Origin of the sequence: Micromonospora halophytica, assembly GCF_900090245.1 — a bacterium.
GTDB classification, from domain to species: Bacteria; Actinomycetota; Actinomycetes; order Mycobacteriales; family Micromonosporaceae; genus Micromonospora; species Micromonospora halophytica.
In genome coordinates this window covers 190,339-214,155 of the sequence record NZ_FMDN01000009.1, presented here as the reverse complement: position 1 = coordinate 214,155, position 23,817 = coordinate 190,339, and the positions used below count along the sequence as shown (strand labels likewise).

At 71.8% G+C, this 23,817-nt stretch carries 17 protein-coding genes; 5 read left to right on the top strand and 12 right to left on the bottom strand.

Annotation, left to right across the window (positions count from 1 at the left end; translation table 11 throughout):
• The first annotated feature begins 132 nt into the window (after positions 1-132).
• Together GA0070560_RS29805 and GA0070560_RS15225 are read left to right on the top strand one after the other, a co-directional pair.
• Positions 133-267, top strand: coding sequence for a hypothetical protein (locus tag GA0070560_RS29805; protein ID WP_281184300.1), 135 nt, complete (start codon positions 133-135; stop codon positions 265-267).
• A 10-nt stretch (positions 268-277) separates the two neighbouring features.
• A complete protein-coding gene (locus GA0070560_RS15225; RefSeq protein ID WP_245675533.1) occupies positions 278-1,090 on the top strand; it encodes a CehA/McbA family metallohydrolase in 813 nt (270 codons plus the stop codon).
• 87 nt (positions 1,091-1,177) lie between these two features.
• Here the strand turns inward: GA0070560_RS15225 and GA0070560_RS15220 are convergent, their stop codons facing one another.
• The 11 genes from GA0070560_RS15220 to GA0070560_RS28725 all read right to left on the bottom strand — a co-directional run bounded on the left by GA0070560_RS15220 (position 1,178) and on the right by GA0070560_RS28725 (position 12,822).
• Positions 1,178-2,491: an MFS transporter gene (locus GA0070560_RS15220; RefSeq protein WP_091297032.1), complete on the bottom strand. Its 1,314-nt coding sequence runs from the start codon at positions 2,489-2,491 to the stop codon at positions 1,178-1,180.
• A complete protein-coding gene (locus GA0070560_RS15215) occupies positions 2,488-3,723 on the bottom strand; it encodes a M16 family metallopeptidase (RefSeq protein ID WP_170839417.1) in 1,236 nt (411 codons plus the stop codon). Before GA0070560_RS15215 ends, GA0070560_RS15220 begins: the two co-directional genes overlap by 4 nt.
• Entirely contained in the window at positions 3,720-5,009 is a 1,290-nt protein-coding gene (locus GA0070560_RS15210) for a M16 family metallopeptidase (protein ID WP_091297027.1), read from the bottom strand. The genes GA0070560_RS15215 and GA0070560_RS15210 overlap by 4 nt, the downstream gene beginning before the upstream one ends.
• Positions 5,006-5,545 carry a GNAT family N-acetyltransferase gene (locus GA0070560_RS15205; protein ID WP_091297023.1) on the bottom strand — a complete coding sequence of 180 codons (540 nt, stop codon included), beginning with the start codon at positions 5,543-5,545 and terminating at the stop codon, positions 5,006-5,008. The genes GA0070560_RS15210 and GA0070560_RS15205 overlap by 4 nt, the downstream gene beginning before the upstream one ends.
• Positions 5,542-6,441, bottom strand: coding sequence for an AAC(3) family N-acetyltransferase (locus GA0070560_RS15200; RefSeq protein WP_091297020.1), 900 nt, complete (start codon positions 6,439-6,441; stop codon positions 5,542-5,544). The genes GA0070560_RS15205 and GA0070560_RS15200 overlap by 4 nt, the downstream gene beginning before the upstream one ends.
• A complete protein-coding gene (locus tag GA0070560_RS15195; protein WP_091297016.1) occupies positions 6,434-8,350 on the bottom strand; it encodes an alpha/beta hydrolase family protein in 1,917 nt (638 codons plus the stop codon). Before GA0070560_RS15195 ends, GA0070560_RS15200 begins: the two co-directional genes overlap by 8 nt.
• The gene (locus tag GA0070560_RS15190) at positions 8,347-9,588 is read right to left on the bottom strand and encodes a TfuA-like protein (RefSeq protein WP_170839416.1); all 1,242 of its coding nucleotides are present in this window, start codon (positions 9,586-9,588) and stop codon (positions 8,347-8,349) included. Before GA0070560_RS15190 ends, GA0070560_RS15195 begins: the two co-directional genes overlap by 4 nt.
• Positions 9,585-10,772, bottom strand: a complete 1,188-nt coding sequence (locus tag GA0070560_RS15185) for a YcaO-like family protein (protein ID WP_091297010.1) — start codon at positions 10,770-10,772, stop codon at positions 9,585-9,587. Before GA0070560_RS15185 ends, GA0070560_RS15190 begins: the two co-directional genes overlap by 4 nt.
• A gap of 2 nt (positions 10,773-10,774) precedes the next feature.
• A complete protein-coding gene (locus tag GA0070560_RS15180; protein ID WP_091297007.1) occupies positions 10,775-11,692 on the bottom strand; it encodes a JmjC domain-containing protein in 918 nt (305 codons plus the stop codon).
• A 4-nt stretch (positions 11,693-11,696) separates the two neighbouring features.
• Positions 11,697-12,509: a JmjC domain-containing protein gene (locus tag GA0070560_RS15175; RefSeq protein ID WP_170839415.1), complete on the bottom strand. Its 813-nt coding sequence runs from the start codon at positions 12,507-12,509 to the stop codon at positions 11,697-11,699.
• A 139-nt stretch (positions 12,510-12,648) separates the two neighbouring features.
• Positions 12,649-12,822, bottom strand: a complete 174-nt coding sequence (locus tag GA0070560_RS28725; protein WP_170839414.1) for a hypothetical protein — start codon at positions 12,820-12,822, stop codon at positions 12,649-12,651.
• 1,098 nt (positions 12,823-13,920) lie between these two features.
• On the opposite strand from GA0070560_RS28725, the gene GA0070560_RS15170 reads away from it, so the two are divergent.
• Positions 13,921-14,175 (top strand): hypothetical protein, encoded by a 255-nt coding sequence (locus tag GA0070560_RS15170; RefSeq protein WP_091296999.1) that lies wholly within the window; start codon positions 13,921-13,923, stop codon positions 14,173-14,175.
• An 11-nt stretch (positions 14,176-14,186) separates the two neighbouring features.
• Here the strand turns inward: GA0070560_RS15170 and GA0070560_RS15165 are convergent, their stop codons facing one another.
• A complete protein-coding gene (locus GA0070560_RS15165; protein WP_091296996.1) occupies positions 14,187-14,876 on the bottom strand; it encodes a hypothetical protein in 690 nt (229 codons plus the stop codon).
• 299 nt (positions 14,877-15,175) lie between these two features.
• On the opposite strand from GA0070560_RS15165, the gene GA0070560_RS15160 reads away from it, so the two are divergent.
• Both GA0070560_RS15160 and GA0070560_RS15155 read left to right on the top strand, forming a co-directional pair.
• Positions 15,176-21,598: a DEAD/DEAH box helicase gene (locus tag GA0070560_RS15160; protein ID WP_091296993.1), complete on the top strand. Its 6,423-nt coding sequence runs from the start codon at positions 15,176-15,178 to the stop codon at positions 21,596-21,598.
• A 1-nt stretch (position 21,599) separates the two neighbouring features.
• Positions 21,600-23,768, top strand: coding sequence for a UvrD-helicase domain-containing protein (locus tag GA0070560_RS15155; protein WP_091296990.1), 2,169 nt, complete (start codon positions 21,600-21,602; stop codon positions 23,766-23,768).
• Positions 23,769-23,817 lie beyond the last annotated feature (49 nt).

Below are 23,817 nucleotides of genomic sequence, written 5' to 3'. Positions count from 1 at the left end.
GCAGTGAAGTGCCCGAGTAGTCTCCCGGGGATGGCGAACGGTCATGGTCGGGCCGACGGGGCGCGGTTTCCGGCGCGGCGGGCGGCGGGCCGGGGACGTGGGTGGTACCGGGGCGACTGTCATGTGCACTCGGTGTACTCGTCCGGTGCGAACCTGACGGCGCAGCAGCTCGCCGCCGCCGCCCGCGTCGCCGGGCTGGACTTCGTCGCCACCACCGAGCACAACAACTCACTCGGGCACGAGGCGTGGGGGGCCGCACGCCGGTGACGATCTGCTGGTGATCCTGGGCCAGGAGGTCACCACCCGGACCGGGCACTGGCTGGCGCTCGGCGTCGCCCCTGGGCAGGTGGTCGATTGGCGGTACGGCGTCCGCGACGACGCGATCAGTCGGCACCTCGACCAGGTGCGGCGGGCGGACGGGATCTGCGTCGCGGCCCACCCGCACGCGCCCTATCCCGGTGGCACCCTCGGGTACCCGTACCGCTGGTTCGACGCGATCGAGGTGTGGAACGGGCTGTGGGCGTCGGACCTGCCGTGGAACGCCGACAACGAGGCGGCGCTGGCCGAGTGGGGGCGCGGGCTGGCCTTCGACGTCCACGACGGGCACTGGCGGCCGGCGGTCGGCAGCAGCGACGCACATCTGCAAGGTCAGCTCGGCACGCCGCACACCGTCGTGTTCGCCGACGAACTCAGCGCCGATGCCATCCTCGCCGGCATCAGGGCGGGCCGGAGCTGGATCGCCGAGTCGGCCGGGGTGGAGCTGGCGCTCGCCGCCACCGCCGCCGACCGGAGCGTGGGAATCGGGGAACGCCTGGAGTCGCGTGGCGAGCCGGTGGTGGTGCGCGTGCGGGTGGCCGGCGTGCCGTCCGGCATCGTCAGCCTGCACACCGAGCGCGGCGTGGTGTGCCGCGAGGAGCTGCCCGCTGACGGATCGGGAGCCGTCGAGTGGAGCACCTCGGCGGAGGAGTCCGGCTACGTCCGCGTGGAGGTGCGCCACCCGGACGGGCGGATGGCGGCGCTCAGCAACCCGGTCATCGCCACGCCCCGGAGAACCTCCAGAGTCCGGCCGCCCGGCAGCGGCGCACGGTAGCGGTCCTCCGGCGCCGGGGCAGGGCCGTCCCCACAGGTCGGCGGCGTTCGTCAGCGCCGACCTGTGGGCCGCGTCGGCCGCGGGTGACTACGGTTGCGCCGTCGCGGACGGCTGCTCGCCCGACTGTGGCTCGCCGGGCGGGTCTGCCGGCGGCGCGTCCCGTTCCTCGCCCGACTGGAGACGCTGGGCGGCCGCCGCCCGTCGGGCAGCCGGGCCGATGACCAGCGCGCTCAGCGTGAAGATCAGCCCGAGGGCCACCCAACCGAGCGCGCCGACAGACACGACGAGATAGGTCACCAGGGCCGGTCCGATGGCGGCCTGCACGACGATGTGCAGGTTGAAGGCGCCCAGGTACTCGCCGCGGTTCTGCGTGCCCGCCAACCCGAAGCCCAGCCCGAAGGCGCTCGCCGACTGCCACAGCTCCGCCAGCGTGAACAGCAGCAACGCGACGACGGCGGCGATCGCCGCGCCCCACACGCCAGCGCTGGGAGTGACCGCGAGCAGCAGACACGCGGCCAGGCAGACCAGTCCGGCGCGCCGGGCCACCGAGGCGGCGCCGGCGATGGTGTCCGCTCCCCGCGAGGCGACCACCTGGAAGAGGACGACCAGCGCGGTGTTGACGGTGAGGAAGAGCGGCACCACGAAGTTGGGCAGGTCGGTGCGGGTCACCAGCCACAGCGGAAGGCCGACCACCAGGACGGCGCCGTGCAGCGCCAGCAGGCCCGATGCGCCGACCACGGTGAGGAACGGCAGGTCACGTAGCGCGCCGAACCGCCGGCCGCTGTTCACGCTCGGCGGCGTCGGCGTGGCGGGAAGGCGCAGGACCAGCAGCCCGGACACGATGAACGTCACAGCATTGCCGAGCGGCAGGAGTTGCAGCCAGGCCGTGGACCCCGTGCCGATGAGCGCGACGGCCAGCAGCGAGCCGGCCGAGAAGCCGATGTTGAACAGCGAGCGGAGCGCCGCCCGCGCCGGCACCCGGTCGGGCTCGGGCACGAGGTCCATGATGAGCGTGCCGAACGCCGGACCGCAGCCGTACTCGAGGGCACCGATGAGGCTGATCAGCAGGAAGAAGAACCACACCGAGTCGACGAGCGGGTAGAGCAGAAAGCAGCCCGCCAGCGTGAACAGCAGCGTGGCCAGCAGTGGCCTCGCGCCTGTCCGGTCGGCCATCTTGCCGAGCAGCACACTCGAAACGAAGCCGGCGATACCGGCCAAGGAGAGGCCGAGGCCCACCTGGGCCGCCGGCAGCCCGGCCGCCGTCACGAAGTACACCATGGCGCCGGCGAGGAAGAGGCCGTTGCCCATGCTGTCGACGAGGTGGAGCACGCCGAGGGTGCGGGCGGGCCCGCGCAGCGGCGCGTACGTGTTCCGGAGGAACCCGGTAATGGTCGCGATCATGACTCACTCGTTTCGGACGGGGGACAATCCTCAGCGGTGACGACCACCCCGGCGAGGCGGTCCCATGCCCAGTGCCGGTCCAGGGCCGCGCTGAGCGTCCCTGACCCCACGGCACCGAGCCGCTCGGCGTAACCGGCCAACCAGGACGGTTCCAGCCCCGCCCCGAGGACGCCGGCGAGCACCGACGCCATCCCGGAGCGCGACGAGCACGCCAGCGACATCGAGCCAATCGCGAAGGTGCGGGCCGTGCCGAGAGCCGTGGCGGCCCCGGCGGCCGACAGCGCATCGTATGCCTCGCGCACGAAACCGGTCGCCTCGGTGGCGCGTCCACTGGTGACGTCGACCTCGATGACCAGGGTGGCGGCGTCGGCCACCGGATCGAGCACGGCGCGCGGCGCGTACGACAGGCCCTCCCGCTCCCGCAGGATCCTGGTCAGGTTGCTCGCGTAGTAGCCGCCCAGCATCAGCGTCGCCAGTTGCAGGGCAGGGTAGTCCGCGTGGTCGCGGGCCGGCCCGAGCGTCCCGAGCCGGAGCAGATCCCCGGTGGCCCGCGGATCGGTGACGCGTCCGACGCGGGGTGCCGGCCGGCGTACCACCGCCGGGGCGCCGGGGCGGGTCGCCGCCGCGCCGACCGGCTCGAACGCGGACCGCACCACCGGGGCCACCGTGTCCGCGCCGCCGACGAGCACCACCGAGCACCGGGAGAACTCGATGTCACGCACCACCGTGGTGGGCGCGCACGCGGACAGGTCGGGGGCGAGGTCCGCCCCCTCCTCCGCCAGTGGGTGGCTGCCGTAGACGGCCCGCAGGAAGGCGGTCCGGGCTGTGGTGAGGGGGTGCGCGACACCCGCCGCCACCCGTGTCCGTACGGCCTCGGCCGCCCGTCGCAGGTCCAGCTCGCCCAGCGCGGTGGCGGCCAGCGCGGCGCCGACCTGCCGCACCACCGTGCCCGCGTCCTCGCGCAGGGCCCGCGCCGAGACGACGATCCGGTCCGGCCGGGACTCGACGCGCAGGTCCGCAGTGCCGGCCAGGGCCTCGCCGAGGTGCCGGCGTAGAGCCTCGGCGACGGTCTGCACCCGCCCGGTGTGACCGGACTCCACGGGTACGGCGGGCAGCACCACGCGTACCTCGGTCAGCTCGCCGGGGCGGGGGACGACGACGAGGTGACCGCCGGCCGCCCCCAGCGGCACGGACTCGACGGGCGGTGGTCGGAACTCGACCGGTGTCGTCACCGCGTCACCTCCGGGCTGCACGGCATCGTCGCCGACGGAAGGCTCGTGATGCGCGCCGCCGGCGCCGAGGCCAGAGCGTCCGCGACGGCCCGGACATCCTCGGCAGGCACCGCGCGCAGCAGCCCGGGCAGGGTGTCGTAGTAGCACGGGTCAGCGAACAGGTGGGTGCCGATGCAGGTCCACGACGCGAGGCTGACCAGCGAGTCGAGATCGGAATGGATGGCGAGCGCCGCCTGGCGGGTCACCGCCGTCAGGGCGACGTCCAGCTCCGACCCGGCGTCGGCGACCTTGCCGAGCACCTGCCGGAACTGGTCCTCCACGTCCTGTCCGGACAACTCCGCCGGATGGTTGGCCTGCGCGGCCACCATGCTCGGGTGCAGCACGTCGAACGGGTTCCCGGTGCGGTTGACCCGCCACCGGAACCGTAGCCCGGACGCGTCGGCCAGCGGCAGCCCGGCCGGGGTGGCGTCGAGCAGTTCGGTCAGCGCGACGGTGGCCAGGTATTCCGACCGCGACCGCGCCGGGTCCGCCGTACGCAGACCGATGGCGGTGCACGCGGTGGAGGCGGACGGGTCCCGGCGCACGGCCGTCCGTCCCGTCTCCGGCACCGCGTCGGCGGGCGGCACGATCGGTCGGCGTCCCGCGCGCGGCAGGCCTCCGAAGACCTCCCGGGCCTCGGCGACCACCGCATCGGGATCGACGTCGCCGGCTATGCCGAGCCACGCGTTGGCCGGCTGGCAGTAGTCGTCCACGAAGTCCTGCAGCTGCGCCGGGCTCACCTGCGCCAGGGCGTCCACATCGCCGTAGCCGTTGTGGCCGTGCGCGAACGACGGGAACAGCAGAGCGGGCAGGCCGAACAGCACCAGGCCGCCGTGCGGCCGCTGCAGGATGTTGCGCCGGATCTCCGCCTGCACCACGGCCACCTGCTCACCGACCCGCTCGGCGGTCAGCGCCGGGGTCGCCATACGGTCGCGTTCCAGACGCAGGGCGACATCGAGGCCCCCGGCGGGCAGGACCTGGAGATACTGCGTGTAGTCCAGCGAGGTCCGGGCGTTCGTGGACCCGCCGAGCCGGGCGATGTCGTCCAGGTAACCCGCCCCGGCGGCGGAGAACCCACTGAGCACATGCTCAGCGAGGTGGGCCGCGCCGGGCACCGGTTCGTTGCGGAAGCCGACGCCATAGTGCAGGCAGGTGGCGGCGGCCTGAACGCCGGGCAACGGACGCACCAGGACGGTGAGGCCGTTGTCGAGCCGCTCGACGCGTACCGGCCCGGTGATCGTGGTCATGCGGTCGGCCCACCCTGCGCGGGCTGGCGCAGGATCGAGTAGAGCACCTGGTCGTGCCACTCGCCCTGCCGCCACTGGCCGGAGCGGATGACGCCCTCCCGCTCGAAGCCGGCCTTCTCCAGCGCACGCTGTTCGGCGACGTTCGACACGTCGGTGAACGCCTGCACCCGCTGGGCGCGGGTGTGCAGGAAGAGGTACTCCGCGAGTTGCCGCTGGGCGGCCGTGCCGATACCCCGACCCCGGTACGCCGCGCGCAACCCCGCCGCGATGGTCCAGCACATGGACGTGGCGGGGCGCCCCCACGAGGCTGGGAACCACTCGACCCGACCCACCGTCACGCCGTCGACCTCCACGGTCAGCACGCCCCCGTCGGCGTCGAGCAGGCCGGTCTCGGCGAAGCGGCGGCGCAGCCCGTGCGTCGGGGTGAAGCCGAACCACTGCCAGGGGCCGGTGCCGGACTCCGTGGCGAACTCCACCTCGAACAGGTCCAGGTCGGCTCCGGTCACCGGACGCAACACGACATCGGCGGTGCTCATGGTTCTCCTTCTGTGGCAGGGTGCTCCCGCAGCGCCGGGACGGGCAACGCGTCGGCGGCGTCGCAGATGTTCACCCATCCCGGGGGAGCGAGTCCACCCCGCAGGTCACGATGCTCGGCCAGCCAGCCCTCGGCGAACCGCACCAGCTCCCGGATGCCGACCTGGCGGCAGGTGGCGGCCCCGACCGTGGCCACCGTGACGGCCTCCGGCCGCGCCCGTTCGAAGGCGTCGCCGAGGGCGTCGAAGTCTCCCTCCCACACCAGCAGCTCGTCCGCGGCGGCCCAGGACACCCCGGCCGGACCCGGCAGCGGCACCGGCCACCGGCCGCGACTTCGACCCGGGTAGGCGGTGCTGTACTCCGCGAGGTGCAGCGCCGTGCACGAGTTCCACGACGTGCCGAGCATCAGGATCTTCGCGCCCGCGTCCCAGAGCCGCCCGAGGGGACCCGCGCCGGATAGCCGGTACGACACCGGGTGGTGGCCGGTCACGTCGGCGGCGAGGGCTCCGTTGGCCAGGAACGACGTGTGGGGATGGTCGGAGCGTACGGTGCCGGGCAGGCCACGGAAGCACTCCGGCACCGCCCCGATCGTCGCCGCGACGGGGGTGGCCGCCACGTCGAACGCCGGCATCTCCTGGGAGATCGTCAGGGGGTCGGCGCCGTCGAGCCGTTCGGGACGCCACGCCGCCGGGTGAACCAACTGCGGCGTGAAGCCCGGCATGGCGATCGTGCCGGTCGGGCCGACGGCCGCCGCCAGCGCCTGGCACACGGTGATGGAGCCGCCCGCCACGAAACCGAACGCCGACAGCGACGAGTGCACCAGCACCGTGTCGCCGGTCTCGACACCGAGCTCCACCAGGCCCGCGACGAGCTGTGAGCGGGTGACCGGCCTAGCCACGGGCCGTCCCGGCCAGGTCGCCGGCGACGGGCACGGGGCCGACGCCGTCGAGCGGCGTCTGCGCGGCGAGTGCCGCCAGGACCCAGTCGAACCAGGCCCGCAGGTTTCTCGGCCGCAGCAGCGGGTGCCCCTCTGTCGGGAAGATCGCCAGTTCGCTGCGGACCGAGCGGCGCAGCAGCGACCGGTGCAGCCGCACCGACTCGCTCGCCGGCACCAGATCGTCGGCGAGGCCGTGGGAGACAAGCACGCGGGTCCCGGCCGGGACGCTGTCGTACGGCAGGCTCTGCTCGTCGTACGCGGACCGGCGAGTGTCCGGGTCGCCGTACTCGCGGATCCACTGCCAGCCGACGTCGCTGACCGAGGCGGTCTGCCGCAGGTCCACCGGCGCGCCGTGCGCGACCACGAGCCGTGGTGCCAGTTCCGCCGCGGTGAGCAGCGCCAGGTAGCCGCCGAAGCTGCCGCCCATCACGGCCAACGGAGCAGGAACACCGGTGAGCCGCAGCACCGCCCGGACCTGCTCGACCGCGACAGCCCCGATGCCCGTACGCCATTGGCGCCAGCCGGCGGCGATGCCGGCGTTGCCGTAGCCGAGCGACATGGGCGGCTCCAGCAGCGCCACCTGGTACCCGGCGGCCACCCACGGCCAGGGACTCCACCGCCACGCCCAGTCGGTCCAGCTCTTCAGGGGGCCACCGTGGAACACCACGACCAGACCGGCGGGCGGCCGGTCGTCGGGCGTACACAGCCAGCCACCGAACTCGACCCCCGTGGCGGGGTCGGGCAACGTCAGCCGGCGTAGCCGACCGGGCAGCGCCGGGCCTCCCGCCCGCTCCACGGCCTCCGTCGAGCCGTCGTCGTCGATCGCCCGCACCGATGGCGGCGTGTCGAGTGCCGAGGTGAGGACCACCGTCCGGGTGCCGTGCGTCGCGACGTCCAGCACGGAACCAGCCACCTCGAAGGGTTCCCGGGCGCCCGTTCGCAGGTCGTGGCGCAGCAGGCGGCGAACCGGCCCGTCCTCGGCGGTGCAGAGCAGGACGTCTTCTCCGGACCAGGCGCGCGGTTGCTGCCACAGGTCGTCACCGCGATCGACGGGGGTGTAACGCCAGTCGGTGTCGATGAGACACGGGAACTGCACGGGATGCTCGTCGCCGACCGGCACCGACGTACCGAGGCAAGCCAGCCTGCGGCCCTCCGGCGACGCGACGAGCCCCGTCAGGTCGATGTCGGGCACCCTCAACTCGCGTCCGATCGAGCCGGTGGCGTCGACCGTGACCAGGCCGAACCTGCGCCGGCCATCGAGCAGATCGTACACCGTGCCGAGGACGAGTTCGTCGCCCAACCACGCGGCCTCACCGGTCAGGTTCGCCCCCGCGGGCAACCGCGGTACGAAGCTGTGCGGCTCGGTGCTCCGCGTGGGGTCGAGCTGCACGACCCGCCAGCCGCCCTCCGCGCGGCGGACACCGCCCAGCGAGGCGGACGAGTCGGCGAACCACACCACGTCCGCCCCGCCCAGCGTCGCCGGCACCCGGGACGACGACGCGTGCGTCTGCTGCACCAGGCAGGTCAGCCGGTCGGATCCGGCGAGCAGCGCCACCACCCGGCCGTCGACCCGGCACAGCGGGTGCTCGACCCCGTCCGGGCCGCGCAGGCGGATCTCCGCGCCGGCGGCGTACGCGACGGATTCGCCACCGACCAGCGTGGCGACGGTGCCACGCGCGGCCCAGACCGGTTCCCAGGTGCCGTCCGGACCGCGACGGTGGCAGACCAGCGTCGGGTTGAGTCGGTCGGCGCGCGGGTCCGGCACGTCGATGCGACTGACGATGAGGTTCTCGCCGCAGACTGGCAGCGCGGACAGCCGGGGCTCACGCACCAGTTCATCGAGGAACGTCGTCCCGCCTCCCGCGCTCATGACGCCTCCGCGCCGGCGAGTGACCGGACGAGCCGGGCGGAGAACGGCCGGGCGAGCCGCAGGGCCTCGTCCAGGTCACGGAAGCCGCGTTCCAGAGCGCTCAACGTCAACTCCTGCGGGGTAGGCGCCGACCATAGTTCACCGAGCAGTTCCCGCCACTGCTGCGTACTGGAGTCGCCGCCGGCCAGCCGGGCGTACCAGCCGGCGACCGTCGCGGGGGACCTGTCCGCCATCGCCTCGGGGGGCAGGTCGGCGTAGACGCACCGCCCCGGCGGCAACCGGAACGTCCGGACCAGCGCTCGGTCCTCGACACTCCAGTCGGCGGCCGCGGCCGTGGGGGCGCCGAACCGGTCCGCGGCGATCCTCGCGTCGATCCCGGCGGCGGCGAACATCGCCGCCGGCGTGGCCGCTCCGTTGGTGTCGCGCACCACCCGGTGGACGTAGGCCCGGTGCCGCTGCGGGTAGCTGGCGTCGAACAGCTGCAGGCAGGCCAACGCCTGTCGACGGGTGACGGTCGAACCTGCCACCAGCGGGGTGCTGTCCAGGGCCCATTCGGTCCCGTACGAGCTGGTCCATCGTGTCGACGTCGTCGCCCCGGTGATCGGTCCGGCCAGCGTGCGTACGGCGTCGAGCGCGTCCTGGCGTTTCACGTCACCGCCGGCGGCGAGGTGGTCGAGCAGCAATGCCATCTCCGCGCTGAGGCCCGCCGCGTCGGCCTCGGCGCGCAACGCGGCCGGGGAACGGGTCATGTAGTGCAGGCCCGAGGTCACGCGGAGCAGGCCCTCGCCCTGCTCGGGGGAAAGGCGACCGGCGGCGGTGAGGTCGCGTACGCCGAAGTGGACCGACACCGATGCGACGGTGAACTGCCGGTGATCCTCCTCGGCGGAGTGCAGCACGGCGACGTCGGCGTCGGAGCGCAGTTCGCCGGTGCGGTACGCGGCGGCGACCCGCCCGAGCGGGGTCATGCCGCAGTCGGCCAGCTCCGCCGCGCGTAGCGCGCCCATGCTGGCGGCACCGAACACCCGGACGCCGTGGGACAGTGCGGCCAGGATCTCTTTGTGGCGCAGTGGCGCGAAGTGCTGGTAGACGCCATCGACAACCAGGGCGGCGTCGCCCGGTCCGAGCCCGAGGCGGAACAGGTCGCCGTGGCGGGCCGGCGGCAGGTACTCGACGTCCGGCCGTTGCCGGGCGCCGGCGGGCAGGCTGGGCCCGACGAAGGCCACCCGGCGGCCCGTCACGGCCCCCTCCAACCGTCGGCCGTGGGTCGCGGCGCCTCCGGGGCGGGCGTCATGCCTGGGGCGAAGACCTGCACGACGGCGGGGAACCCGGCTTCGTCCGGGGTGAGGTCGACCGCGATCACCGGCCGGCCGGTCCGTTCGGTGACGGTGGCGGCGAGCCCGCCGAGCAGCCCCGCGACGTCCGCCCCGTGCAGCGACCGCGGATCTGGCACGGCCCTGGCGCCGGCGGTGGCCCGCCGCTGGCGGCCGAGCGTCATGGCGCCGTGGTAGACGGTGGCGGGGATGTCGTCCCGGGTGCCGCTGATGACCGACGCCCGGCTCTGGATCGCCTCCAGTACGGCGCGTTCCGCGGCGATCTCCGGATCGAGATGGCATCCGGAGCCGCCGAAGAGTTGCGGCATCTCGGACTGCGAGAGGTAGCACACGCAGGTGGCCGTGCCGGGCAGACTGGCGAGGAACTCCAGCTCGATGGTCGCTCCCGCGTCGCGGACCAGTTCGGCCAGCGCCGCGACGCGTGGGCCGACGGCGGCCGGTGACGTCGGCACCCGCTCAGACCGAGGGCCGACGCGGCTCAGCGCGTCGCGTTCGACGAGCTCGAGCAGCCCGTGCAGGGCGGCCTCGACGTGGGTGTTGCCGCCGGCCAGGCCGTTGGTGGTGGTGACGAACAGCGGCGGCTGCCACCGCTGCTCCGTCCACCCGCGCAGGCCGACCGCCGCGACGGGCACCCGGGCCGCAGCGCCGGTCACCAGGTCGAGGCCGGCTGTCCACTCCAGCACGGTCGAGTCGGCGGCCACCGAGACCGGGTGCAGTGGCAGGTCCTCGACGTGGTAGCCGCAGCCGATCTCCGCCGCCGTGCCGACCAGCGGGTCGGCGCAGGCGAAGGTCTCGGCTGCGGCCACCTCGATCGACTCCATGACCGCCGACACCCAGGCGGCGTCGTCCGACAGGCCCTTACCGGCGCTCGCGACGAGGGTCGCGGCACCCGGCCGTACAGCCGAGAAGACCGGCACGCCGATGATGTCGAGGCCGGTCAGTTCGGCCACGCGGGTGATGCCCCACCGGGGGAGCAGCGGCACCAGCTCGGCCCGGGTCTGCGCCACGGAACGCGTGCGGACGGTCCCGTCGACGAGGGCCGCGGGCCCGCCTCCTGTCAACCAGCTGCCGGCGAGCTGGGCGAGCGTCATCGTCACCTATGCAGCCGCCGTAGCGTGACGGCGGCGGCGAGTTGCTGGTCCGGGTCGGTTTCGCCCAGGAACTCGTCGATGAGCTTCCTCAGCTGCTCGACCTTTTCCGCCAGCGGCATCGCGTGGTGTCGCTGGGAGAGCGCCGTGAACCGCTCGTCGGCCAGCAGGCTCGCCAGGTAGACGTTCGCCAGGTCCACGGCCGTCGGTTCCTCGATGGTGACGGCGATGTGGATCGAGTTGACGTCCGTCGAGGTGGCGTAGTGCGGGCAGCCGTGCGGCATGTAGAGCACGTCACCCGGTCGCAGCGTGGTCTCCATCCGCAGGTCCGGCCGGATCTCCCCCTCGTGCAGGGCGGAGTCGCTGATGGCCGTCTCGTCGATCCGCCCGATGACCCAGTCCTTGGTGCCGGCGACCTGGAGGACGAAGACGTGCGCCCCGTCCATGTGGGCGTTCATGGCCGTCTTGCGCGGCGGGCTCAGGAAGACGAACGACTCCAGGCCGCCACGGAAGTGTGGCTGCATTCCCTGCACCAGCGCGCGGATCCGCGGGTGCCAGTGCTCGGCCTGGTTGAACTTGAACGTGCCGCCGGCGGCGAAGTCCTGCCTGATCTGCTCGGGCTTCACGTACCCGGCCAGTTCGTGGCCGACGACGGAGCGCGTCTGCGTCATGTCGCTGATCGCGGTGCGGACGCCCTCGTTGAACATCGTGAAGTACGGCCGGCTCAGCAGTCCGCACTCCAGTTCCTCCCACATCTCCTCCTCGGAGATCAGCGTGGAGAGATCGCTGTGCGCGCGCAGGACGACGGGCTGGTTCCCCCAATGCTGCGCGAAGAATCGGGCCGGGTCACCGACCAGGTCGTCCAGGGTGGTCGGGACGACACCGGTCACCTCGGTTGCCGGCCCTTCGGCTGTCACCGTCATGGATTCACCGCTTCCTCATCGCTGCGAGCGCCAGGCCGACCCATTCGTCCGACGCGAGGTCTTGCGCTTCGTGCCGCAGAGCCGCCTGTACCTCGCGGGTCTTGCTCTCCAACGACCGGGCGTGGTGGCGGTGCACCAGGTCGGTCTGGGCGGTCGTGAACCGCTCCACGAGCGCCTCGACGAGGTCCTCCGGGGACGGCTCGGTCAGGGTGAAGGTGAGATGCATTGACTCGCCGCCCGACGCCACGGCGTCATGCGGCCAGCCGTGCGGAAGGTAGAGCACGTCGCCCGGTTCGAGGACGAACGTGTGCGTGGGCCTGGACGCATCGACGTCGAGCCCCGCCGTGCTGGCGACCTGTTCGGGCTCCGCGTACAGGTGCCACTCCTTGCGACCTACCAGCTGGATGGCGAGGACGTGGGCGGCATCGCGGTGCGGGAGCATGCCGCGCTGCTCGGCCGGGGTCCAGAAGACGTACGACTGCACGGCCGCGGACGTGACGGCCTCCAGTCGGTCACGCAGGTCCCGGGTCGGGCGGTGCCAGTCGGCCAGCTGGTTCAACTTCAGGGAGGCGCCGTCGGCCATCAGCCGGCGGATCGCTCCGGGGGCGGGGAAGCCGTCGCGCTTATGACCGATGACGTCCCGGCGGCTGGTGTACGTGTGCACGGGCGGCTGTTCGCCGTGGCGCAGCAACGTGAAGTAGGGCCACCGGAGGAGACTGGCGTCGAGGCGCGCGTTGATCTCCTCCAGGTCGATGTAGGTGGTGGGGTCCGCTGCCCCCCGCCAGATGACGTGGTCCCGACCCCAGCGAGAGTCCATGAAGTCATCGTCGAGCAGGGAAACGAGACGGTCAGATTCACTCATGCGAGGAACTCATCCATTCTGGAGCCGAAGATCGAGGGTCGGGTGACCGGCCCGGCCTCACGAGACCGGCCCGGCCACCCTCAGTGCTCGCTGATCAGGCTTCGTTGATCTGGCTGAGCACCATCATCGGAGCGTCGAACGCCTCCTCGGACGCCTGCTCGGCGACGCGAGCCGGGCTGACCTGACCCTCGCCGCCGAGGCGGGCCTCGGTCGGAGCGGCGACCAGTTCGGTCTCGTTGAGTGCGTGCAGAACATCGCGGAGCGCCATGACGTTCCCCCTTCATTCGGACTGCCGGTCGGCAGTGGCGGGAACGCTACTGGGCGACAGTTATCTATGCAAGAGTATCGACGGCGTTAACCGTTTCTACAAGGCCGCGTGTCGTCCCGGGTCGCGAGCCGAAGCTTGCTGGTTTGCCGCGGTCGGCGAGGGTGGCGGATCCAGCCACCCCTCAAGAGCGGTGCCACTACCAGCGGGAACGCGGGCCGACGGGAGGATCTAGGGGTCGGCGGAGAATATAGGGGTTGGCTCGGCTGGGGGTGTATGCACAGGATTGCATCTGTATCGTCATTGACCGGTCGGGGGAGTGTGGCGAGCGTCGGTAAATCCAGCAGACACCATTTTTGCGGTCGCGAGCAACGCTTTGTAACTCGCTCGACGTTCGACCTGAACCGTGCCCGACGAATCGGGAAAACGGTGTCGCCAGACGTTGCTGACCGTAGGGGAAACAATTCGTTTCACCGGTCGGGCTGGTGTCGTGCTCGCTCCTCATCCGGGCTCCCAGAATAAGATCAGTCCAAACAGGACACCCCTGGACTACTCCGGCACCCTGAGTGCCCGTCCCGGTCAAGGCGGTCTTGCCCACACCGGCGGTGTCGCAGATGACGAAGAGGGCGGCGCGGACGGCCTCGTCGACGAGAAGGCGGTTCAGCGAGTCACGTCGGTGCCGAGGGTGGAGATCGCCGGTAGCGGTCCGCCCGTCTCTGCGGAGGCGACCCGGTCCGCCGGTAGTAGTCCTCGAATTCCGGACGTCGTGCATCCAGGATCCGCAGCGACTCCTGCCACCGGCCGGCGGCGAACGCCTGCCAGCCCTCGTCGTTGGGCTCCTTGAACGTCTGCTGCCGCTCCAGCTTTCAGAACCCCGGCGACCCGGCCCTCCAGAACCGCTGCTCGAAGTCGGCCCAGTATGCATCGAGGGCCAGATGCCGACCGTCGTCGAAACTGGCGGTGCGCAGTGGACGACCCGCTCATGCTCGCGGCGGCGACCACGCTGGTCGCCTGGGCGACCACAATCTCGCCGAGGGCGCCCGGTCGGCGGTGACCGGGCTGACCGAGTTCCTCCGACGTCGATTTCGCGATGAGGCTGCCGTGCAGGAACTGGTCGAGGGCAGCCGCCCACCGGCACCGGACACTGCTTGTCGTCTCGCCACCCTCCTCGAACAGGAGGCGCTGCGCGACCCCGCCTTCGACGCGGAGTTCCGCGCCCGCTTCGCCCAGGTCCAGGCTGTGGTCGCGACTCACTCGGGCAACGTGACGAACACCGTCTCCGGCGACGTCGGCGGGGCGGTCGTGCAGGCGCGCGACGTGCACGGGGGCATCTCCTTCGGCAGCCGCCACACCTGAGTGCGTGCGCGTTAGCCGGGCCACGACGTCGGGGGTGGGCCGAATGCCCGTCGAGCGGCCCGCACAGCCAGCGTGGCGAGGGCGGCGTTGGCGCCACCACCGATCACCGCGCCGATACCGAACGGCGCTACCCGACCGAGAACGATGATTCCCTGCTTGGCCCCGAACTTCGTGACGAAGTGTCTCCCCAAGACCTTGTTGATCTGACGCAACGTCTCGGCAGGCACCTTGGCGACGACCTGGCGCCCCCAGTGCTGCCCCGTACGCTCGGCGACCTTGGTGATGGTGGCGGAGCCCGACCCGCCGAGCATGATCCCCATCACGATCGTGCGGCGGCGCTCGATCTCGTCGATGGGGACTCCGTGAACCTCGGCGATCGAGAGCGCGAAGAGGGCGCTCAGCTGAAGAGACGAGAGAGCCTCACCGGCCGACAGCGCCAGTGCCACGCCCGTGCCGACGCCGGGCGCGGCTGCAGTTCCCCCCACCGCAGCACCCGTCCCGGTCAACGCGCTGACGTACATTCGCTCCAGGCTGCGGATCACCTCTGCCGGGGTCGCCTCCGGGTTCCGCTGACGGGCCCTGGCGATGTTCTTGCGCACCAGTGGGCTCTGCATGGCGATCGCCTTGTCCAGGAGGTCGAGGACCCGCTGCCCAGGTGCGGCTTCCTCCGGAACCGGGCCGTCGAGGGCATCCGTTGCCATAGGTCGAACTCCTTGCCTCGTCACATCCCCCATCGGGGCTGCCATTCGACCAGCGGAGCGGATCTTTCGCCAGATCGTCGACCGGCGGACGCCGTGCCGGCGGGCGAGTTCGCGGATCGAGTCACGCGGTGGTCGCGCCGCCTCCACCCGCTCCCGCCAGCGGAATCTCAAACGGCGGCTGCCGTGTCAGAGGCGGACGACCGTCGAGAGGTGTCGCGAATCCGACTCACGCATGGTCCAGGCTGTCGAGCAGGTCAGGGCCGGTAAGGGGTGCAGTAGCATGCGGCGGTGATCCGCTCATGAGACCGACGATCGCCGCCGACACCCTGCGCCGGACCCTCACGCAGTACCTGACGACCACCTTCGGTCTGACCGAGCAGGGCGTACGCCAGGGTCTGGAGGGCTTCCTCTCTCACCCGGAGCAGGGCATCTTTCGCGGCCCGTACCTGCGGATCCGCACCCCCTTCCGCCCGGCGGAGGGCGACTGGCGAGGGTGCCTGGACTGGGCGCCCGTCGATTTCACCCCCTACCTGCACCAGGCGAAGGCGTTCGCCCGGCTCTCGACGAAGGGGAAGGCGGCCGAGCCGACGCTGATCACCACCGGAACCGGCTCCGGCAAGACCGAGTCGTTCCTGATTCCGGTGCTCGACCACTGCCGACGCCGGCGGCAGCAGGGCAAGGCCGGCATCAAGGCGATCCTGCTCTACCCGATGAACGCCCTCGCCACCGACCAGACGGCCCGCATCAACGAGCTGCTCACCGACCCGGCGCTGGCCGGGGTCACCGCCGGCCTCTACATCGGTGACGTCGCCGCGATCGAGTACCCGCACGTGTTCACCAAACGGTCGGAGATGCGGCGCACCCCACCGGACATCCTGATCACCAACTACAAGATGCTGGATCTTCTGCTCCAGCGTGCCGACGACCTGCCGCTGTGGGAGGGAACCGAGCCGGCGTACGTGGTGCTGGACGAGTTCCACACCTACGACGGCGCGCAGGGCACCGACGTGGCGATGTTGCTGCGCCGGCTCGCCGCCGCGCTCGGCCTCGACGAGCCGGGCCGGCCGCTCGGACGGATCTGCCCGGTGGCCACCTCCGCCACCCTGGGTGAGGGCGGCGGTCGGGACGGCCGCACCGCGATCCGGGAGGTCGCCGAGCAGGTCTTCGGGGTCGCCTTCGAGCCCGACTCGCTGGTGGGGGAGGACCGCTACGAGCCGGGCGAGTTCATCGCCCGGCAGGACTTCAACCTGCCGCTGCCCAGCCCGGAGCAGCTCGCCGCGGTCGACGACCGGGACCCGGGGCGGATGATGGCCGAACTCGCCGAGCTGGTGCTCGGCGAGCGCTGCCTCGACGACCCGACCCGGCTCGGTGAGCTGCTGCGCCGGCACCCGCTGACCAAGGCGGTGCTCGATTCGCTGCAGGCACGGCCGGGCACGCTCGACGAGATCATCGACGTGCTGCCGCGCAAGAACGCCACCGGCTGGGGCAGCGCCATGAAGACCCGCCCCGAGGTCACCGCGAAGGCCCTCGCCCGTTTCGTCGGCCTGCTGTCCATGGCGCAGAACCCGGACGCGCCGGGCCGCCCGCTACTCAACATCGAAACCCATTTGTGGGTACGGGCCGTCTCGCGGCTCCTGCGCGGCACCTCCCACCAGCCGGCCTTCGGCTGGTACGGCGAGGCGCCCCGCGAGCTGGACCCGTACGCCCCGCACGCCGACGTGGCGGTGGCCGACAACCGCTACCCGCGGCTGCCGGCCGTCTACTGCCGGCACTGCGGCCGCTCCGGCTGGGCGGCCCTGTCACCGGAGAAGGACCCGCAGGAGCTGGAGACCGACCCGGACAAGATCTACCGGGCCAGCGTCGGGCGGGACAAGCGGCGGGTCCGCGCGCTGATCGCCGCCACCGGGGACGAGGTCCGCCAGGGCTCCGCCGGCCTGCTGGTCCTGGAGTACGGCCGCCGGATGCGCCCCTTCGACCCGCAGCGCGACCAGGAGACCAGCGACGACGCCATCGCCGTCCTCGGCGACCTGTCCGCGATCGACGCGGCCGAGAAGGACCGGTGCCCCTCCTGCCAGATGGACCACGGCATCCGGTTCCTCGGCGCCGGCCTGGCCACCCTCGCCTCGGTGGCGATCACCCAGCTCTTCACCGGCGGTGAGCTGGCCGAGCGCGAGCAGAAGACGCTGCTGTTCAACGACTCCGTCCAGGACGCCGCGCACCGCGCCGGGTTCGTCGCCAACCGCTCGTACGCCTTCTCCCTGCGCTCCCTCCTGGCCGACCAGCTGTCGCCCCGCGAGTCCATCGGGCTGGACGACCTGGTGGCCAGGATGGTCGAGGAGGCGGCGCGGCCGGAGATCCTCTCCACCGTCGTTCCGCCCGACCTGCACGACCAGCCGGGCGTCGACAGTCTCCTCGCCGGTGAGCACACCGGCAGCCGGGAGACCTGGTCGCTGATCAGCGAACGGCTCGTCTTCGCCACCGTCATGGAGACCGGGCTGCGTTCCCGGCAGGGCCGCACGCTGGAACTGACCCGCAGCGTCGCCGTCGAGGTCGCACTCGACGAACCCGCGAAGGCCGCCGCGATCTGCCGCGACGTCCACCTCACCGGCCCCGGCCAGCTCGGCGCCGCGCCGCCGGACGACACCCGCTACCTCGCCTTCCTCCGCGGCCTGCTGGAACGGCTCCGGACCCGGGGCGCGGTCTACCACGAGTGGCTGGTGCCGTACCTGAAACGCGGTGGCGCCCGGTGGCAGGTCTGGGGTGGCCGCCCCGCCGGCATGCCCGCCTTCCCGAAGGGGGTGTCGGCGCCGGCGTTCCTGCTGGCGTCCCCGAAGACCCGCTCCGAGTTCGACGCGATCACCGCCCGCGGCAACTGGTACCAGGACTGGACCTCCCGCTGCCTCGGCATGGACCCCGGCGACACCGCCGGCTACCTCACCCGGCTGCTGCCGGCCCTGGCCGCCGCCGGCGTCGTCGCGGCCGGCGAGACCGAGGACGGCAACACGGTGTACGGGCTGATGCCCGGCCACCTGCGGGTCACCCGGCTCGACGACGCCGACGCCGTACGCGCGGGAGTCGGTTGCGACACCTGCCACTGGCAGCAGACCGAACACCCCGACCGGGTCACCGACTGGATCGGCCAGCCGTGCCGGCAGTACCGCTGCCGCGGCCTGCTCCGCGCCGCCCACGACGACACCGCACCGGACGACTACTACCGGCGGCTCTACCTGGAGAGCTCCGTCTTCCGGGTCGTCACCGGCGAGCACACCGGCATGCTGACCCGCGCCCAGCGGGAAACCGTGGAGAAGAAGTTCCGCGACGGGCAGCGCTACACCGACCCCAACGTCCTGTCCTGCACCCCCACCCTGGAGATGGGTATCGACATCGGGGCGCTCTCCGCGGTCGTGTTGGCCTCCCTGCCGCACGGGCCGGCAAACTACGTGCAGCGCGCTGGCCGCGCCGGTCGCAAGAGCGGTAACGCCCTCGTGCTCACCCTGGTCGGCCGCAGCGAACGGGACCGCTACTACCTGACCGAGCCGCGCGACATGATCGCTGGGCAGATCGTGCCGCCCGGCTGTTTCCTCTCCGCCGTGGAGATCCTGCGCCGGCAGTACCTGGCACACCTGATCGACCTGGCCGCCCGTGGCCGGCTGCCCGGGGTGCTGCCGATGCCCCGGCGGGCGCACGTCCTGTTCGGGGCGAACGGCTGGCTGGCCAACCTCGCCGAAGCGGGCCGCCGCGACAGCGCCCGGCTGGTGGAGGACTTCCTCGCGCTCTTCGGCGACAAGATCCTACGAGCCGCCGCCGACCAGCTGCGCGAGTTCGCGGTCGACGGGATCGTCCACCGGGTCAAGGAGGCCGACGAGGCGTGGGAGGAGCGGCTGGCCGATCTACGGCGGCGGCTCCAGGACATCGCCGCTGCCCGGGGCACGTTGGTGCCCAGCGACCCCGACCACGCCCGCGAGATCAGGATGCTCAAGGCGGAGGAGGGCGCGGTCCGTCGCCGGCTGCGGGAGGTCAGCGCCGCCGCCGCGCACGGCACGCTGGTCGAGTTCGGGCTGCTGCCGAACTACGCGCTCATCGACAGCCGCACCGACCTGGAAGCCACCCTGACCTGGGAGGAGCAGACCGCCGGCGACCGCCGGTACCACAGCGAACTGCGCGAGTACGCCCGCCCGACCCGCCAGGCGCTCGTCGAGATCGCCCCCGGCAACAGCTACTACGTGCGCGGCTACCGGCACGAGATCTCCGGGCTCGACGTCGGCCCGGCCGACCGGCCCGCGTACGAGCAGTGGCGCGTCTGCGCCCAGTGCGGCTACGTGCGGACCCATCTGGCCAAGGAGGACACCAGCGCCTGCCCCCGGTGCCAGGACCGGGGCATCGCTGACCACGGCCGGCTCTTCCAGGTACTGCAGCCGACCCGCGTCTACAGCCGGGACAAGCGCGACGACGCCCGGATCCGTGACGACAGCGACGACCGTGACCGCCGTTTCTACGCGACCACCGTCGCCGTGGACGTCGATCCGGCCAAGGTCGAGTCGTCGTGGCGGCACGCGCACGACACCTTCGGCGTCGACTACACCCGGTACGCCATGATCCGCCACTTCAACCTGGGCGCCCAGCGCTACGACCGGGCCGCCGAACTCTTCGCCGGCAACGAGGTGCGGATCAACCGGTTCCACACCTGCACCTCCTGCGGTGGCACCACCGTGGACGGCCTTCCGGCGGCGAGCCAGCAACTCGCGGCGCAGGCCTCCGGTGCGACGGTCGTACAAGGGGCCGAGCATCACCGCCCCTGGTGCCCGTACCGGCGTTCAGCGGCGGCGCCGGACGCGCACGTCGACCTGATCCTGGGCCACGAACTGGAAACCGAGGCGCTGCGCATCCTAATCCCGGCAGCCACCGCGATGGTGCAGGAGCGACTGCTCTCCTTCGCTGCCGCCGTCAAGCTCGGCATCGCCGCCCAGTACGGCGGCGAGCCGGCCCACCTGCAGGCCCTCTCGGCCACCATGCCCGACGGGCAGAGCGACGGCACCCGCAACTTCGTGGTCGTCTACGACACCCAACCCCAGGGCACCGGCTACCTTCACCGGCTCGCCCGGCCCGAGGAGTTCCGGGCCGTCCTGGAGTTGGCCCGGCAGCGCATCGCCGACTGCGACTGCCGGCACGAGGCAAAACCGGTGTGCCACCGGTGCCTGCTCCGCTACGCCCGCAACGAACACTTCGCCCTGATGAGCCGCGACGAGGCGCTGAGCATGCTGGACAAGCTCCTCGACAGCTGGGGCGTCGAGGAGGGCACCCGCACCGACGAGATCTCGCTGATCCATCAGGTGGAGAGCGAGTTGGAGCTGCAGTTCCTGACCAAGCTGCTGCACGTTGGCGAGACGCCGGGCTCCGGGCTGCGCATCGACCGGCGCCGCGACCACGACGGCGCCCGGATCGCCGATCTGAGATTCGTCAGTCAGGGTGGGCAGAGCGTCACGCACTGGCAGATGAAGCTGCAGAACACGGTCAAGGGCACCCGACCCGACGTGCACTTCACCCGCCTCGACGCGCCGTCCCCAGAGGTGGCGGTCTATCTCGACGGTTTCAAGTACCACGCCACCCCGCAGTACAACCGCCTGGCCGACGACGCCGAGAAACGGGCCCGACTGCGCGCCCACGGCTACCTGGTCTTCGCCGCCACCTGGGACGACGTCAAGACCTGGGGAAGCCCGGAGGGGCAGGGACGGTGGGTGCCGTACGGCGGAATCTGCAAGCAGGTCGCCCGGGAGCGGTATCGGCAGTTCCTGCCCGGAGCGGACCCGGACGAACTCGAGGAGACCATCTGGGTCAACCCGGTCGAGCAGCTGATGCGCTTCCTCGCCGACCCGGATCTGACGCGTTGGCAGCGGCGTGCGGAAGCGACCCTCTGGGGCGCGCTCAAGCAGGCGGAGGCGAACAGCGGCACCGACTCCGGCGGGGTCGCGGAACGGGTGCTGGCCGCCCTTCGCGGAGAGCCACTGCCCCCCACCACGGCCCGGCACATCATGGTCGCCCGCTCCCGGGACAACGCCGACTGCCCGGTGACGGTGCTCGTGGACGGCCGCAGCAAGCCGCCGACGTTCTCGGCGCTCGCCGTGCTCGACGACCTGCCGGCCGCGGTGGCGGGTGCGGGACACAAGCAGCGCTGGGCCGCCTGGCTTGCCTGGGGCAACGTGATCCAGTTCCTCGCTGACGGCGGCGGGGACGCCGGACAACTCGTGGTCTCGACCCTGGACGTCTTCGACCCGGTCTCCATGGCGGTCAGCGAGGGAACCGGTCTGGTGCTGGCTCAGCGCGCGCTTCCGTTGGACGAGGAGACCGCCACCTGGCTCGGCGTCGCGCTTCAGCCGGTACCCGCCCAGCGGGAGCCGGTTGACGACGAGTCGCCGTGGCGTGAGGTGCTGCGGTACCTGGACCGGGACGAGAGCACACTGGAACTCCTCGTGCAGCAGCTCGCACGGCAGGACCTGCCCGCGCCGGTGGTGGGTTACGAATTGGGCGATCAGGCCTGGCCTGCCGAGTTGGCCTGGCCCGAGCGGCGAATCGCCATCGTTCTCACCGGCCCACCCAGCGACCCGGAGACGGAAGACCGGGACCGGGCCTACGCCGAGGCCGGATGGCACGCACGGACCGCGCGGGAATGGTCGGTCGAGGAGCTGGCAGCACAGCTCACGGGGACGAGTGGGGGACAGAGCTGACATGGGTACCGGAGCCAACCTGCGGATGCTGGACCGGGCCGACAAGGAGGTCATGAAGCTCAACCGCGCCGACATCGGGGCGGTCTACGAGTTCATGCACAAGTTCCGGCACAACCCGGAGAATCCGGGTCTCGACCTGAAGCCGCTGGGCGGCGACTCCCGGCTGATGTCCGCGCGGGTCAAGAGGGACTACCGGGCGCTGCTCCTGCACATCGCCGACCGTGACTATCTGCTCGTGTCGGTCAAGCACCGCAGTGAGGTGTACGACGATCTGTCGCGCTACGCGTACCGGATCAACCGGGTCACCGGCGGCATCGAGGTCGTCGACCTCGCTCCGGTCGGCGACAGCATCGTCGGTCGCGTCGTGCCGCCCGACGCCGAGCCGGAGCCCGCGCAGAAGGCGATCTTCGACACGTACACCGACGCCCAACTCCTGGAACTCGGCGTCTCCGAGCCGCTGCTGCCCCAGATCCGCGAGCTCACCACCGAGGCGGAACTGCTGGAACTGCTCGACCGGGCGCCGCAGCTCACCACCGACGTGCTCTTCGCCCTCTACGACGGAACGCCGTACGCCGACGTGCTCCAGCAGGTCACCGAACCGGTACGGGCCGACGAGCCGGTCGACCCGGAGGACTTCGAGGCTGCGGTGCAACGCCCGGCGACCCAGGTCACCTCGGACGACGAGGCGCTGCAGGCGATCATCGGCGAAGCATTCGAGCGGTGGCAGATCTTCCTTCACCCCACCCAGCGCAAGCTGGTCGAGAAGAAGTACAAGGGTCCCGCACGGGTGGGTGGCGGCCCCGGCACAGGCAAGACCATCGTGGCCCTGCACCGGGTGGCGCACCTGGCCCGGCAGCTTCCGTCCGGCTCCGACAAGCCGATCCTGCTCACCACCTTCAACCGCAACCTCGCCGCAGACCTGCGCACCCGGCTGCTCGCCCTTGGCGGCCAGGAACTGGTGGCCCGCGTCGACATCGTCAACATAGACCGGCTGGCCAGCCGGGTGGTGACCGAGGCGAAGGCGGGGGGCAGCCGTCGCGTCGTCGACGACAACCGGGTACCCGACCTCTGGGGCGAGTTCCTCCTCGAGACCGGCGAGCCCGGCTGGGACGCGGAGTTCCTCGCCGCCGAGTGGACCCAGGTGATCCTCGGCCAGGTGCTCAACTCGCGGACCGAGTACTTCAAAGCACGTCGCCCGAACCGCGGCCGCAGCCTGACCCGCATCGAGCGGGACCAGATCTGGCAGCTCACCGAGCGGTTCAACCACTGGCTCGAAGCCCGCGGCATGTGGACCTGGCGGCAGGTGGCCCAGCGGGCAGCCCGGCTCGAAATGGACCGCGCAGCTGCCGGCGGGGAGACGTCCGGCGCCTTCCACCGCCCCCGCTACCGGCATGTGGTGGTGGACGAGGCGCAGGACCTCAGCGCGGCGCACTGGAAGATGCTGCGCGCCATGGTCGCGCCCGGGCCGGACGACATGTTCCTCACCGGTGACACCCACCAGCGCATCTACGACAATCACGTCACGTTGAGCAGCCTGGGTGTCAACATCCGCGGCCGGTCCTCGCGTCTGACCCTCAGCTACCGCACCACCCGTCAGATTCTCGCTGACGCGTTGCAGATGATGACCGGCGAGGTGTACGACGACCTCGACGGCGGCGAGGAAGACCTCGCCGGGTACCGGTCCCTACTGCGAGGTGGCCGACCCGTGTTCCGCGGCGCAGCCACCTGGGCACAGGAACGGGACCTCATCGCTGAGCAGGTACGGACCTGGGGTAACCCCACGGACGGCTCCCTGGCCGTCTGCGTCCCCACCAGGGAACTCGCCGCCGAGGTGATCAACAGGCTCACCGCCGACGGGCTGACGGCCGTGGAGATCGGCCCCGACGGTCCGCAGCAGCCCGACGGCATCCACGTCGGCACCATGCATCGGTTCAAGGGTCTCGAATACCAGCGCATGATCATCGCTGCTGTCAGTGACGGTCTCGTGCCCCGGCAGATGATCCACCGCTACCGTGACAGCGACCCCAAGCGTTACCAACGCGAGCGCCAACGGGACCGGTCCCTGCTGTTCGTCGCCGCCACCCGCCCTCGCGACGAACTCGCCGTCTTCTGGCACGGCACCCCAAGCCCCTTCCTGACCAGCCGGCTCGTCCAGCGGCAGCTACCGTGAGCCCAGGCCCCCGCCACACCGGCAGGGGTCGCCGCTCGGGCGAGGAGAG